The following is a 13,070-nucleotide window of genomic DNA, read 5'->3' as shown; positions in this document are numbered from 1 at the left end:
TCAGCTCTGCGAACGCCCACTGCTGCCACTGCCGCTGAGCCAGCTCTCCAGGCCTTCACCCAAGAACGAGAGCCCCAGCACCAGCACAAACATCGCCACCCCGGGGTAGAGCGCCGTCCACCAGATGCCGGTGGGCAAAGCACTGAGGGCCTGCTGCAGATCGCTGCCCCATTCGGGCACGGTTTCCGGGAGGCCTAGCCCCAGAAAACCGAGGCCTCCAAGCACGAGCACTGCATCGGCAGCATTGAGGGTGAGCAACACCGGCACCGAGGTGATCACATTGCGGAACAGATAGCGGCGCAGGATCCAGAGAGGGCCGGCACCAAGGGAACGAGCCGCCTCCACAAACAACTCGGCCTTCACCTGCGCCGTTTGGTTGCGCACCACCCGGAAGTATTGGGGCACGTAAACCACGCAGAGCGCAGCGGCCGCGTTCGGCAGCCCTTTACCGAGCAGGAAGGCGAGCACCACCGAAAGCAGCAGAACAGGCAGCGTGTAAAGCGTGTCCATCAGCAGCACCAAGCCGCGATCGAGCCAACCACCCAGATAGCCGCTCACCATCCCGAGCGGCACACCAATCACCAGGGCTGACACCAGCGCCACCGCCACCACCTGCAGGGCCACACCGCTGCCGGCGAGGGTGCGGCTGCACACATCACGGCCCAGCCGATCGGTGCCGCACCAGTGCTGCCAGGAGGGGGGTGCATAGATGGGGTTATCCAGGCCTGCGTTCACATCCGGCAGCAGGCCGAGGTGCGTGAACAGCGGTGTAAGCAAAGCGATCAGCAGATACACGATCACGATCACCACACCCCAGCGCGCCATGCGTGCCGCGAGGTTGCGGGGCCGCCAGCGCAACAGGCGCGATGCCGCAGATTCGGGTAAGACAGGGTGAGCCATTGCGGCACACCATGGCATCCGTCAGCGCGGGCGGCCAGAACACCAGCGTGCTGCTGGCCGACGACGACCCCCGCCTGCGCCAGTTTCTCGAGCTGGAGCTGGAGGAGGAGGGCTATGCGGTGCGCAGTTTCAGCGATGGGATTGGCGCCCTCACCGAGATCCGCCAACAACCGCCCGACCTGGTGATCCTCGATTGGATGCTGCCGGACCTCAGCGGCGTGGAAGTGTGCCAGCGCCTGCGCTCCACCGGCCTACTTCTACCCGTGCTGATGCTCACCGGCCGCGATGCGGTGGCCGATCGGGTGCAGGCCCTCGATGCCGGCGCTGACGACTACCTGGTGAAGCCGTTTTCAATCGAGGAGCTCCTGGCGCGGCTGCGGGCCCTGGCACGGCGGAGCCCTGCGGCCGGTGGCGGACAGACACAGAGCGAGGTGCTGCAACTGGAGGATCTGCAGCTCGATCTGGCCAGCCATGAAGTGAGCCGCGGCGGTGTTCCCGTGCAGCTCAGCCGCACCGAATTTCAGCTGCTGCAGTGCCTGATGGCAGGAGCGGGGCGGGTGCAGAGCCGCGAGAGCCTGCTGGAGCGCGTGTGGGGCGAAAGCTTCGTGGGAGATGCCAATGTGCTCGACGTGTATGTGCGCTACCTGCGCCGCAAGCTCGAGCCCCCCGGCCAGCCCACCTTGATCCAAACGGTGCGGGGTGTGGGCTTTCTGCTCAAGGCCGGTGCCATCAAGGAGCCTGCCGCATGAGCGCTCCTGTGGTGGCCGTGGTGGATGACGACGCCCGCATCCGCGAGCTGCTGGCCGCCGAACTGGACGACCTCGGCGCTGAGGTGTTGCGTTGCCGCGATGGCCAGGAGCTGCTGGCCCATGGGCAGCTCGATCGGGTGGAGCTGGTGCTGCTCGATTGGATGATGCCGGGGCTCGATGGCGCCGCCACCTTGGCGGCGCTCCAGGAGCAGCAGTTCCGCGGCCAGGTGGTGGTGGTCACGGCCCTGTGCGACCCCGAGGTGCAACGCATCGCCGCCTCAGCCGGCGCCAGCACCACCCTGCTCAAAACAGAAGCGCTCGAGCAGCTGCCGGCGCTGCTCAGGGGAACTGGCGAAGGCCAGGGTCCACCTGATTGAGCTCCTCGCGGCTGAAACTCGGCGTGATCAAGAGCCGCAGCGGCGCGCTGCCGCTGAGCACACCACTGGTGGCGGTCGGCGCAGCCAGGGGCTGGGCCGAAGCCTGGTCGCGCAGGTGACGATCGAAGAAGGCCTGCGCCATGCCCCGCAGCTCCTGCCGCGCCAACGGCTGATCAGGGCCGATCACAAACTCCGGCAGCTTGGAGGTGCCGTTGAGAAACGACAGGTGCGTGCCGTTGTGCTGCAACGCCAGCAGCGATCCCGGCTGCTCGATCGAGGTGAACGGGATCAACTGCTGCGACACCGGCGGCGCGAACACGTCGTTGGTGCCAGACACGAACAGCACCGGCGCCGCAATCGCCTTGAGCGAGGCCGGGCTGAAGATCGGATTGGTGACGGGGTTCACCGCCACGGCGGCCTTGACGCGCGGATCGCGGAAGCTGCGTTGCTTCACCACCTGGCCGGGGGCATCGCACTGCCACACCACCGCCGGGTTGAGCACCACCTTGGTAGGGTCGTTGAGGGCGCTGCAGCCCTTCACGAGGTAGTCCCAATCGAGCTCGGCGCCGGCCAGGGCCGTGGCCGTGTAGCCCCCGAGCGACTGACCGAGCACCCCCACCGCCTCGGTGTTCACCCGCGCCCCCCAGCGCTGCTGCACCTGATCGACCAGTTGGCTCACCGTGCCGGGCTGGCCGTACCAGGCGTTCGGCGGTGGAACCGCACCGGTGCCCTCGATTGCAGCCTCGATCGCCGTGGCGCTGGTGAAGGGAAAGTTGAGCGCCGCCACCGCATAGCCATGGCTGGCCAACTGCTGCCCTACATAGAGCAGGGCGTTCATGTTGGTGTTCAAGCCGGGGGCGATCGCCACTAGGGGCGCCGGGTTCTCCGCCGTGGCGGTGGCGGGCAGGTAGGCCACGGCGGTGATCGTCGTGCCGTCACGCCCGGGAAAGCTGAAGGGCGTGGTGCTGTAAGCAGTGCTGCCCCCACGGGCCAAAGAGCTGAGATCCGGCCCCGGAGCCGGGGTGCCGTTGATCGAAGCGATCTGCGGGAACAGGCGGTTTTGCAGGTTGAACTGCTGCGATAGCGAGCGGGTGAGCGAGAGCACCGCCGCCGCATTCACCGGCAGGGTTTGGGTGGGGTAGGCCTGCAACACATCGATCAGGCGCAGATCACCCTCACGGCCGGAGCCGAGGATGAATGCCGAGGAGAGCGCCGGACCGGCGATGGCGGGCGGCTGATCGATCACCTTCACCACTTGCTCGAGCACACGCTCCCCGAGCGCGGTGCTGAGGAAGTTGGAGGCCATCACCGCATTCACCGGCACGCGCTGCTTCAAGGCGGTGCGCAGGGATTGGCGCGCGGGGGGATCGAGCAGCTTCAGATAGGAACGCAGGTCCTCCTTCACCGTGCCGGTTTCGGTGAAGGCCACCAGCGACGGCACCGACACATCGCGGGAAAACTCCCCGAACTGGAACACAATCGTTTCGGCGGCCGAGGCGGCACTGCCGGCGGTGAGCCCCAGGCAGGCAGCCAAGGATCCAAGCCAACGGCTGAGGCGTTGCGGCATGGGTAAAACAAACCGTGCTGCCGGCCACCCTCACCGATGCCCCGCGGTCATGACAACCCCGGGCTGAGCCAGCGGCGCAGGCTGGGGCGGGAACTCACGGGTGGCTCCGGTATGGCGGGCAGGCACAGCTGGAAATCAGCTCCCCCACCCGGAGCATCCCCAACACGCACGCTGCCACCCATGCGTTCCATCAGCGTTTTCACCACGGCCAGGCCGATGCCGTGGCCGCTGGTGTCGGCGCTGCCACTGCCCCGCACAAATCGGCCAAAGATCTTGTCGCGCTCAGCAGCCGGCACTCCAGCGCCGTGATCGCGCACATGCAGCACCACCTGATCGGCGTCACTGCTGAGAGCCAGCTCGATCGGCTGAGATGCAGGGCTGTATTTGAGAGCGTTTTCCACCAGGTTGGTGAGGCACTGGCTGAGCCGTTCCGGATCGGCACTCACCCCGGGGTAGCCACTGGGGATGGGCTGCAACTGCAGCCGGCCGTCACTGGTGGGACGCAAACGCACAAAGAGCTCCTCAAGCAGCACCGCTGGATCAAGCTGTTGGCTCTCCAACTGCAGCCGCCCGGCATCATCGCGGGCGATTTCCAGCAGATCATTCACCAGCCGCCCCATCGATTCGGACTCTGAGGCCACCAGCTCCAGCTGCTTCTGCTGCTGCTGATCGAGCTGGTCAGCGCGGCGCAGGAGCCGGCGGCTGTAACCACTGATAAGGGTGATCGGCGTGCGCAGCTCATGCGACACCCCATTCACAAAGGTGCGCTGATGCTCCCAGGCCTCCGCCAGTCGATCGAGGAGGTCGTTAAACGCCTGCGCGATCGGATGCAACTCCGAGGGCTGCCCTTCGAGGGAGAGGCGCTCGGTGCTGAGGGAGAGCGCGCTGATGCCGGCCAGGGTGGCGCTGAAGGCATCGAGGGGCAGCAGGCCGCGATGGATCACCAACCGCATCAGAGCGGAGGTAAACAGCGCTGAGGCTCCAGCCACAGCCACAAGCAGGAGACTGATCAGCCGTTCCTGTTCTGTTTCCAGGGTGAAGTCCTGAAGAAAACGCAACTGGTAGGGCTTCCCCGCCAGGCGGAGCGGCATCGAACAGGTGAAGTAAGTGCGCCCGTCGAAGCGAAATTCGCGAGGCATGCCATCCGCCGGCACCACGGCATCAGCAGCCCGCAACAGCGCATGGCCGGAGTGAAACTGCCGAAACGCCGCTCCGCTGGGAAGAATCGCGGGGCCCGGGCCCTGACGATCGGGCTCCAGCCAGATCATCCACACCAGCAATGAAGGGCTGGCCAGGTCGGAAAGGTGACGCCGAAGCTCAGCGGTGGAGTCAATTTCTTCCGGGAGCAAGCCCTGCAATAACTGCGTGGTGGCCCGCACCTGGGCATCGTGCCGATCCTGGCGCAGGCGCGCGGAAAGCTGCCGGTTCACCAGCAGCAGCACCACATACCCAGCCAGAACGGCCAACAGGCTCGTGGCCTGCAGATGGCGACGGATTGATGCAACTGCCATAGATGCGAGGCGTATGACCTCTAGGAAAATCCTAGGCAGAGCGGCATCTTTAAGCAGCCATAAGGGAACTCTCAGGAAACCAGCAAGAATTTCTCATGCCCAACTCCCTAGCGAAAAGCCAGAATGAACGGAGAGGACATCCATCCCATGACAAGCTCACCCTTCAGATCATCTTTAGCGCAGACGCTTCTTCACAAAAAGACAAGAACTATCAAAAAACTAGCCAGTGATCACCAAAAGGGGTTCACCCTGGTTGAACTCTTGGTGGTGGTTGTGATCCTTGGCATTCTATCGGCAGTGGGCGTGCCGGCCTACTTGACGCAAGCCCAGCGTGCCCGTGATAACGCTGCCAATTCGGCTGCAATGGGTGCAGCAAAAGCATGCGCAGCACTACTCGTGACCCAAGATGAAGACCAGTTTGCCCCTGGTGAAGGCGTAAGTCCAGCCACCTGCGCTGCTGGAACCTCCTACACAGCCACCGTAGACGATTCGACTGCAGTAGCAATCGTCAACACCGATGGAAGTGTAGAGATGACAACCCGAGCTGGCTCCTAATTAGCAGCAAAAGCGTTTCCAACTAGAGCGCGGATCATCAATGAAAGACCAATCAGCGAGATTCGCCACGAGAGGAAGAGCCTGCGAGGGATTTTCATTACCAATCTCCGTACTCGCAGGATTCCTGCTCTTAGCTGGAAGCTTAGCCCTAGCTAGCAGGTCTAGCTGGGGCCTTTTTGGCAGCGCTTTTCAGAACAGGAGTTGGGCAGCAAGGAGCGCAGCCGAAACAGGCATGAATACGATTGCATCCGAACTCAATAGGCCGCAGAATCGATGGCTCAACACTGTTCGCAACAACGGCGTCGACACAGACCCAAACTATCAGGACGCCAACAGCGGCGATCTATGGGAGAATAAAAATAATTCACTCAAGATTCTTGAGCTCAGGCAAAACCCTTGCATTGTCACAAAGTCTCCACCTCCCGCCAACGAAATTCCTGACTACAGCCTCCTAGACCCAAACAACGCTGCCAGCACAACCTACGGCAAGTGGTACATCAGCAGCAACGGCACCATTTCGTCAGTGCAGGGCACTGCAAATCGCTCCTTCCGACTGATACGCATCACCAGACAGCCGTATGGAGGGGCAATTGGGGACAATCAGAGGGACATCAATGGTGACGGAGAAATCAATGAAAAAGACCGATACCTTAGTGTGTGGAGGGATCGAGCAGCAAACCCTTCTGGCGTTGGCAGTGTCACCATTCAAGTTGAAGGCCAGTCATATCAAAATGGTCAAGTGATCTCCTCGGTTATTTTAGAGCGCACATACGAACTCACTCCCAAGTGCTGCGGGGTCCCCTTTGGAGGAAAGCACGGAAACATTGATTACGCCGTTCAAACAGTTGGAGAGCTCCAAGGAACAACTGTATGCCTGACTCAGCTTGGCCTTGGACTGCTCGCAGGAGCAGAGGGGACAAACACAGGCAGCGTTACAGTCAAGGGCAGGGCAACCGACGTTGAAGATGAAATCGGGACACCAGTCAATCCAATTTACTGCCTAGCCAGCAACACAGCAGGATGCGCTATTAACAACAAAGATCCCGACATTAGCGTCGCCATAGTCGACACAGAGCTCCCCAAAGCCTATACATTCTGCAACCCCAAAGGAGGACTTTCAATTTATCAAGAAAATCCATGCTCAACAGCAAACCCACCTAAAGGCTACTTCAATGACGACACCAACATCACAACAGACACCTGTGACAGTACAGCATTCAAAAAAGAATGCGGCTCTGGAAGCAACAAAAGCGTAGTCTACGACTTTTCCGCAAATATCCTTCCAGACTATTGCAAAAGATCCACCAATAACGAAGAAGTCCACTGCAATATAGGCGGAGCTCCTCTGTCCGCAGGATCCAACAAGAATAGTGACATTAAGTTTTTGACTGGCGACGCAAAGGTCAGGCTTTACTTTGAAGACAGCGGAGAGGTTATCGATGGTACAGGAAATACAACGATATCCAATTGCACGAGCATTAGCGCAACTGGCGACTGCACTCCATCAACAAATATCACGGATTTATCTCTCTTTGGCAGCAATACACGCCAAGAGCCAACACAAGAGCTCACGATCAAAGGGACCGTCGACGCCACCAACCTTTTCATTTATTTTCCCACTGCGACTGTTAGTCTTGTAGGCGACACGACTTTTACCGGCGTTTTATGGACGAACAACCTGGCTTCAACAGGAAATCCAACCTGGATCATTCCCAGCAGCGGAATCACAGACGTCTTTGAGCTTATGGGACTGACCAGTAACACTGGAGAGATAGAGCCATTATTCTACGACTTTGTTTTACGAAGCACAAATAAGCAGCGCTGGCTTGGAGGGTAGTTGATGTTTTATGCCTAGCGCAGCTATTGACATCACAAGTTCTCGCAGATCTAGCCCGCTAGAAGGATCTGGATTTAGCCTCGTTGAAGTCTTAGTGGCGAGCGTGATTCTTTTCACATCTGTCACAGCGGCCGTCACACTCTTCAACTTCACAAACATCAACGCCCGCCTAGGCGAGGAGAAGCAAGACGAACAAGCGGCAATTAGCGACGACTTAGCAACGATTATTCAGATTAACGACAAATTCAGCTGCACAGATGCAAACAACTGCTCAAGCGGAATCACTTATCCCAACGAGAACGAGTACATCCCTGGAGACCCCAATGGCTTATCTGCTATCTGTGGCCCTGACGGAACCGGCAGTGGATTTGGCCCGAAACTTGTAGATGCGATCAACAACCTCGCCCTTGCCCCACGCCTTAACGAACTCAACATTACCCGATCCGCGAAGATTCCTGCAGCTATCAATACGAACAATACCCCACCACACCTGTACTCAATTGAATGGAAAAAAGATTCTATTACCTTAAGGCAAATCACTCTGATGCCAACAGTCGCGTCATGGTGCCCCTAAATCCTCAAGCCAGGGGCTTCAGTCTAACCGAGCTGCTGAGCGTCGTCGTGATTCTCGGAATCCTCACATTTGTAGGCATTGATATTAATCTGCAACAAAGGAATCGTGAGGAAGTCAACGCACTCACCATCTCGCTAGCAGGCTGGCTGGAACAAGTGAGAAAAAGTGCTCTCTTAGGTGCTGGATGCACCGTTTCCATCAGTTCATCCGTGAGCGGTGACGCCTTAGTAGCCAGCGCAACCACCACGAATGCAACCACGCAGATCACAAGCCCCGCAACGTGCCTCACGAGCAATCCACTGAGAGGTGACGACGTGGCCAGCATCTCACCCAGCTCAAGCTTTTCAATCACCAGTCCAACCATTCAGTTCACACCCCGCGGCACCGTAAGCCCATTAAGCAATTCCGTGATTAATGTGGTGGTCAAGAAGCTGCCCAACGGGCCAACACGATGCATTGCCATCAAAGGCCTGATTGGCAACATCACCATCAGTCGAGGAGACCAATGTGGTGAGCAGGAACGTTTCTAACAACATCAGCAGACCTGCAGCGCGCGGCTTCACGCTGCCGGAACTCTTGATTGTGTCGGTGATTGGTGGCATCTTGCTGGTGAGCGCCGCTGAGCTCATCTTGGCGCATGTACGAACCAGCACACGGATCGAGGGCAAGCTGCGTGCTCAGGATGTGTGGACGCGGGTTCAATTTCTGTTGGAGCAAGAAATCCAGGAATCCGCTTGCAGTAACGCATCCGGTAGCACGCTGACTCTCACCCTGCCGCCCTGCGGAGAAGCAACATCCCCCACGATCACCTACAGCCTCCAAGGTACGAATCTGATCCGCACAGGGCCAACAATCGATAGTGCCAACGGCTCGTTGATCCTCAATGGCGCAACCAGCACCGATACCGTGGCCAGCAACGTGAGCGCCTTTTCCCCATCCACAGCTGACGGACGCAATGTTGCCTATCAGCTCAATATCCTCGATCCATCCGGCTTCAGCTTCTCCAGCGAAGGAAAATCAAGTTCAGCCCAGGCCAGAAGCCGCATCATCGACAGCACACCCACCCCATAACCATGCGAGCTCCAGCCCAGTGGCTAGCCACAGCAGCATGTGCATGCATCCTCAGCGCGTGCACCACCCCATCCAAAGATCGCGTGAGCCAAGCAGGTAAGAATGCTTGCGTGGATCAGGTGGCTAATGAAGCCAGCTTGGCCCCCCAATCGGAGAAGCAAAAGCTGTACCGACAGTGCCTTCAAACCATTGATGCAGAGCTAGCGCAGCGCAAAGCCCAAGCCGAAGCAGCCAAAGCCAGTGAGCTCGCCGCCCAGGCCGAGCAAAGGCAACAGGAGCAAGAGAGCTGGATGCCGGCTAATGAGCAACTCCAGCGTTGCAAAGTCATCCAAGACACAGTCATCAGCCTCGACAAAGATCGAATCCGTGCCTATGCACGTTCGATGGCCGCTCGCTCAGCCGATGAGCAACAACGCACCCAAAGGGCATACCAAGCCATCATCGATGAATTCGCGCGCCTGATCCCACCCGAACTCCGCTTTGGCCAAGCGTTAGTTCCCGATACGGTCGACCGGTTCAAGCGCTGCGACCCAGAGGAATTCGAATCATTGGAAGATCGTTCCCGGAACAATCCGGCTGGTTGAGATCTGCTGGGTGCGACCCGTGGGGTTCAAGAACGCTTGATGCAGCGAGATCGTGGCCACACCTGAACTCGAATCGCGATTAATCGCCACACCCGTCTCGCCAGCCACCAAGGCGTCGAGCACCACACGCTGTACAGGTGCCGTCCCGGCTTGGAGCCATCCATCCAATCCATAGGCAGGCCCGCAGCGCAGAAGCACCGCGCCACGCCAAATCCGACTGGGTGGAGCCCCCATCGAATAGGTAATCAACCCAGCAGCTGTTTTGAGGTGAAGCACCGCCCTTCGCCCTGACAACCCGCAGGCGGCAGATTCAGCGCTGGGATCAACGCTCGCCATGGTGGCCTGTGCCAAATCGCGTTGGATCAAGTCCAACGTGCGGCGCTGAACAGCTCGCGCACGCATCAGCCGTGAAAACCGCAAGCCGTTTTGGCCTTCGGCCATCAGCCCCTGCAGCATCACACCGCTCAAGGCCAAGCCCAAGCTGAGGGCGAGCATCAACTCCACCAATGAAAACCCTTGCCGTGCTCTACAGCCCTGCAACTGGCTCACATTGACCTCCGAGATAGCCGCCCACGCGGGTAATACCCAACGGCGGCGACATCACCAAACAGCGCTGCACTGGGGTGCCCGAGGCCTGCAGAACAGCCGTGCCGCCATCCAGCACAAGCCCATTGCGGCTAAATCTCAGCACCGCTGGGAAGTTATGGCTCAGTTGCACCTCACCGATCGCCATCACCAGGGGATCCTGCAACTCCTCTCGGGTGGGTAGGCAGGCAGGCAGCCCACCCCCCTGCGGCGGTGCCCAGCCCTGCTCCACCAAGCTCAAGCCACAGGCTTGATCGTGCTGTTGAGCCTCTGCGCGCCCGCGCTCGATGCCTTGCTCGAGTCTTCGCGTTGCGGCATCCAGGCGCTGCCTGGCCAGCGCTTCGGTTCCACCGCGCCAACCAAGGCTGATCAGCAAGCCGAGAATGGCAACGCCCACCAACAGCTCGGCTAACGACAGCCGAGAGGATGCCTGTGCAGGAGCCTTCATGGCACCACCTCCTCGGCTGCTGCCACGGGATCACAAAGCCCTAACCCAGCTGCTGTGAACAGGCGTTCTCGTGCGTTGGCGGGCGACGCCTCCAACCACCAACGCACCTGCAACGCTGCACCCTGATCAACCGGAACGACCTCACGGCGCAGTTGCGGCGGAACGGGCACCCGTTCCGCCACGGTGATCAGTTGAGCAGGGCTCACCGAACAAGAAGGCCGGAGTTCCGCCTGCCAGCGGGCCTGCAGCTGCAAACGATCCAACTCGACCCGCTCGGCTTGCTGCTGCTGCATCTCCACCTGCTGGCTGCCCAGAGCGGCGCGGCTCCACAGCTGCACAGAACTCCCCGTGGCCATGGCAAACACCGAGGCCGCCACCATCACTTCCACCAGTTGCATCAGCCCAGCTCCTGGATCCCGAAACGACCTAAGCGGAACTGGCGTTGCACCCTGCTGCCGCTGAGCGCCAGGTGGAGCACGCCACCGATCTCCTGGGGCTGCCAACTCAGCAAACGAACCGTGGCACCCGCAACCTCCAGCTGTTGTGCCGCTTGCGGATCAAGATCCGGCGGGCACTCCAGTGCTGTTGCCTGCGTTGTCCAGTCGGAAGAGGGGGCTTGGCGCAGACACGCCATCGGGCCCTGCAGCTGCGAAGCCCAGTACTGCGCTGCCGAGCTGAACTGATCATCCCGTTGTGCACGGGCCTGCATAGCAGCTTGTGCGCGGTGGGCTTGCAGAACCAAAGCCTGCATCGACAGGCTGCTCAGCAGCAGCACCATCGCCCCTGTGATCGCAAGGGGCAAGACAAATCCCTGCTCTGCAGGAGAGGGAACACGCCAAACCATGGGGCTTCACCCATCGAGATGGTTTGAGCATTCCCCCCGTTGCTAAAACAGAGCCATCGGCAAGGCCGCCGCGATGGCCCAAGGGCTCGAGCGCGACATCGAACTCCTCGAGATCCAGGAGGTTTCTGCCTGGCGACAGCAGCTGATTGCAGCGGCTGCAGGGTTGTTCACAGGTGGTCCCCTAGGCCTGCTTGCCTCCATCGCAGTGTTCCGCCAGCTCGAGGGGAACTGGCTTCCATGGGCCTTAATCGGTGCTCTGGCAGCACCACCCCTGGCTCTAGGGCAATGGCGGGCCGTGGATTGGCTTCAGCAGCAACAGGCCGGCACCGGCACCCCCGCCGAAGGCACAGTGGACCAAACCGCCTCGGAATTCATCAACGAATCCAATCGTCTTGCCCGTGCCTGCGTCCTTGCGCTCAAGGATGGCAATCCGGGGAATGCCATCCGCAACCCGCTCGATGGCAGTGATTTGTTCTGCGATCGCAGCTACCCCACCACGGTGGTGATCACCAGCCGCCGGTTTGAGCCTTTGCAGCAACCACGCAGCTGTGGCACCACCACGCTCGCGCGCGGCACCAGCGCTGCCCAATGGTTGGTGTCACCGGCCGGTTCCATGGTGTGTCAAGCGATCGCTCACTCCGGGTTTTGGTGGTGGGAGCAAGCTGCTGTCAACCGTCAGCTGCTCTACGAACGCTGCACCAACAACCTGCGCGAAGAGGCCCGCACCGGTTTCACCCGCACCGCCCATCAACTGGGCCTGCGCGATTACTGCGCCGAGGAAAAAGCGCTGCTTGCCCGTGATGCCGTCACGGCGCGGTAGCCGCGGTAGAACCATTCGATGCCGCTTGCAAACAGGCGGGCAAAAACACCAACCAGCTCATGGTGGAGGTGCACTGCACCGGATTCACGCACGGGAGGCTCGAGCAACGCTGGGTGGGTTGACCGCCAAGCTCCACCACAAAGGTGGTGGGAAGTTCTCGCAGGATCGTCATGGCTGAGATCGTGCCGCTCTTGGCCGTGCGCAGGATGGCAGCTCGCATCCCCTCCACCCGAACGTCGCGGCCACGGGCCATCAACGGGCGGAAGGCCTGGGTTTGCTGCTGCAGGAAAGCCACACCAGCCGGGGAATAGAGAAACTTGGACAACGGCACCAAGCTCACCGCGTAGGGCCTCGCCAAAGCGGCACGCAATTGGTCATCAGGCCAGCCGGAGTTGGCTGCCAGTTGCAACAGCTGGCGATCGGTGATGGTGCCGTCGGCCACAAACTGCTGCAGCGCCGCGTAGGGAATGGTCCAGAGCTCAGAACCACTGGCCAAGCGCAGGGTTTGCGTGGCACCAGGGGGCTCCAGTGGTGCAGGGGGCACGATCACAGGGCCCGCGGGTTGCGCTGGTGCCGGTGCTGACGGTGCAGCAGACGGCTCAGCCGCCCGTGCAAACCCAGCCACCAACAATGCCGACGCGGCCGTCG

17 protein-coding genes and 1 pseudogene are annotated in these 13,070 nt (G+C 60.5%); 9 read left to right on the top strand and 9 right to left on the bottom strand.

The genetic code is table 11. The annotated features are described in order from the left end of the window. Window positions 1-825: an ABC transporter permease gene (locus KUL97_RS07325; protein ID WP_217796497.1), complete on the bottom strand. Its 825-nt coding sequence runs from the start codon at window positions 823-825 to the stop codon at window positions 1-3. An 86-nt stretch (window positions 826-911) separates the two neighbouring features. Between KUL97_RS07325 and KUL97_RS07320 the strand changes: the two genes are divergently transcribed. Both KUL97_RS07320 and KUL97_RS07315 read left to right on the top strand, forming a co-directional pair. Further along, window positions 912-1,649 (top strand): response regulator transcription factor, encoded by a 738-nt coding sequence (locus tag KUL97_RS07320; RefSeq protein WP_217796312.1) that lies wholly within the window; start codon window positions 912-914, stop codon window positions 1,647-1,649. Next, a complete protein-coding gene (locus KUL97_RS07315; protein ID WP_217796311.1) occupies window positions 1,646-2,026 on the top strand; it encodes a response regulator in 381 nt (126 codons plus the stop codon). Before KUL97_RS07320 ends, KUL97_RS07315 begins: the two co-directional genes overlap by 4 nt. Here the strand turns inward: KUL97_RS07315 and KUL97_RS07310 are convergent. Both KUL97_RS07310 and KUL97_RS07305 read right to left on the bottom strand, forming a co-directional pair. Then, window positions 1,989-3,593, bottom strand: a complete 1,605-nt coding sequence (locus tag KUL97_RS07310; protein ID WP_217796310.1) for an alpha/beta hydrolase — start codon at window positions 3,591-3,593, stop codon at window positions 1,989-1,991. The genes KUL97_RS07315 and KUL97_RS07310 overlap by 38 nt on opposite strands. Window positions 3,594-3,640: 47 nt before the next feature. Beyond that, window positions 3,641-5,104 (bottom strand): sensor histidine kinase KdpD, encoded by a 1,464-nt coding sequence (locus KUL97_RS07305; RefSeq protein ID WP_217796309.1) that lies wholly within the window; start codon window positions 5,102-5,104, stop codon window positions 3,641-3,643. A gap of 147 nt (window positions 5,105-5,251) precedes the next feature. On the opposite strand from KUL97_RS07305, the gene KUL97_RS07300 reads away from it, so the two are divergent. From KUL97_RS07300 to KUL97_RS07275, 6 genes are all read left to right on the top strand, one after another. Further along, on the top strand, window positions 5,252-5,659 hold the full coding sequence (locus KUL97_RS07300) for a prepilin-type N-terminal cleavage/methylation domain-containing protein (RefSeq protein ID WP_217796308.1): 408 nt from the start codon (window positions 5,252-5,254) through the stop codon (window positions 5,657-5,659). A gap of 40 nt (window positions 5,660-5,699) precedes the next feature. Further along, the gene (locus KUL97_RS07295; protein WP_217796307.1) at window positions 5,700-7,496 is read left to right on the top strand and encodes a hypothetical protein; all 1,797 of its coding nucleotides are present in this window, start codon (window positions 5,700-5,702) and stop codon (window positions 7,494-7,496) included. A gap of 94 nt (window positions 7,497-7,590) precedes the next feature. Then, on the top strand, window positions 7,591-8,070 hold the full coding sequence (locus KUL97_RS07290) for a hypothetical protein (RefSeq protein ID WP_217796306.1): 480 nt from the start codon (window positions 7,591-7,593) through the stop codon (window positions 8,068-8,070). Beyond that, window positions 8,001-8,600: a Tfp pilus assembly protein FimT/FimU gene (locus tag KUL97_RS07285; RefSeq protein ID WP_368656116.1), complete on the top strand. Its 600-nt coding sequence runs from the start codon at window positions 8,001-8,003 to the stop codon at window positions 8,598-8,600. The genes KUL97_RS07290 and KUL97_RS07285 overlap by 70 nt, the downstream gene beginning before the upstream one ends. Next, window positions 8,545-9,141: a prepilin-type N-terminal cleavage/methylation domain-containing protein gene (locus KUL97_RS07280; protein WP_217796304.1), complete on the top strand. Its 597-nt coding sequence runs from the start codon at window positions 8,545-8,547 to the stop codon at window positions 9,139-9,141. Before KUL97_RS07285 ends, KUL97_RS07280 begins: the two co-directional genes overlap by 56 nt. 83 nt (window positions 9,142-9,224) lie before the next feature. Then, a complete protein-coding gene (locus KUL97_RS07275) occupies window positions 9,225-9,725 on the top strand; it encodes a hypothetical protein (protein ID WP_217796303.1) in 501 nt (166 codons plus the stop codon). On the opposite strand, the gene KUL97_RS07270 is transcribed toward KUL97_RS07275, so the two are convergent. The 5 genes and pseudogenes from KUL97_RS07270 to KUL97_RS07255 all read right to left on the bottom strand — a co-directional run bounded on the left by KUL97_RS07270 (window position 9,687) and on the right by KUL97_RS07255 (window position 11,602). Beyond that, the gene (locus KUL97_RS07270; protein ID WP_254896300.1) at window positions 9,687-10,181 is read right to left on the bottom strand and encodes a hypothetical protein; all 495 of its coding nucleotides are present in this window, start codon (window positions 10,179-10,181) and stop codon (window positions 9,687-9,689) included. The genes KUL97_RS07275 and KUL97_RS07270 overlap by 39 nt on opposite strands. Before the next feature lie 6 nt (window positions 10,182-10,187). Further along, a pseudogene (locus tag KUL97_RS13895) lies at window positions 10,188-10,274 on the bottom strand (prepilin-type N-terminal cleavage/methylation domain-containing protein); the annotation flags it as partial. Beyond that, window positions 10,252-10,758, bottom strand: coding sequence for a GspH/FimT family pseudopilin (locus KUL97_RS07265; RefSeq protein WP_217796301.1), 507 nt, complete (start codon window positions 10,756-10,758; stop codon window positions 10,252-10,254). The gene KUL97_RS07265 and the pseudogene KUL97_RS13895, both read right to left, overlap by 23 nt. Beyond that, window positions 10,755-11,156 carry a hypothetical protein gene (locus KUL97_RS07260; RefSeq protein WP_217796300.1) on the bottom strand — a complete coding sequence of 134 codons (402 nt, stop codon included), beginning with the start codon at window positions 11,154-11,156 and terminating at the stop codon, window positions 10,755-10,757. The genes KUL97_RS07265 and KUL97_RS07260 overlap by 4 nt, the downstream gene beginning before the upstream one ends. After that, entirely contained in the window at window positions 11,156-11,602 is a 447-nt protein-coding gene (locus tag KUL97_RS07255; RefSeq protein WP_217796299.1) for a hypothetical protein, read from the bottom strand. Before KUL97_RS07255 ends, KUL97_RS07260 begins: the two co-directional genes overlap by 1 nt. 73 nt (window positions 11,603-11,675) lie before the next feature. Here KUL97_RS07255 and KUL97_RS07250 point away from each other — a divergent pair, with 73 nt between their 5' ends. After that, window positions 11,676-12,422, top strand: a complete 747-nt coding sequence (locus KUL97_RS07250) for a hypothetical protein (protein ID WP_217796298.1) — start codon at window positions 11,676-11,678, stop codon at window positions 12,420-12,422. Here the strand turns inward: KUL97_RS07250 and KUL97_RS07245 are convergent. Continuing rightward, window positions 12,409-12,966, bottom strand: a complete 558-nt coding sequence (locus KUL97_RS07245; RefSeq protein WP_368656115.1) for an alpha/beta hydrolase — start codon at window positions 12,964-12,966, stop codon at window positions 12,409-12,411. The genes KUL97_RS07250 and KUL97_RS07245 overlap by 14 nt on opposite strands. Window positions 12,967-13,070: the final 104 nt, after the last annotated feature.

Origin of the sequence: Synechococcus sp. HK05 (genome assembly GCF_019104765.1) — a bacterium.
GTDB lineage: Bacteria > Cyanobacteriota > Cyanobacteriia > PCC-6307 > Cyanobiaceae > Vulcanococcus.
Note: the sequence above shows the minus strand (reverse complement) of the source record. Positions and strands in the feature narration are given on the sequence as shown.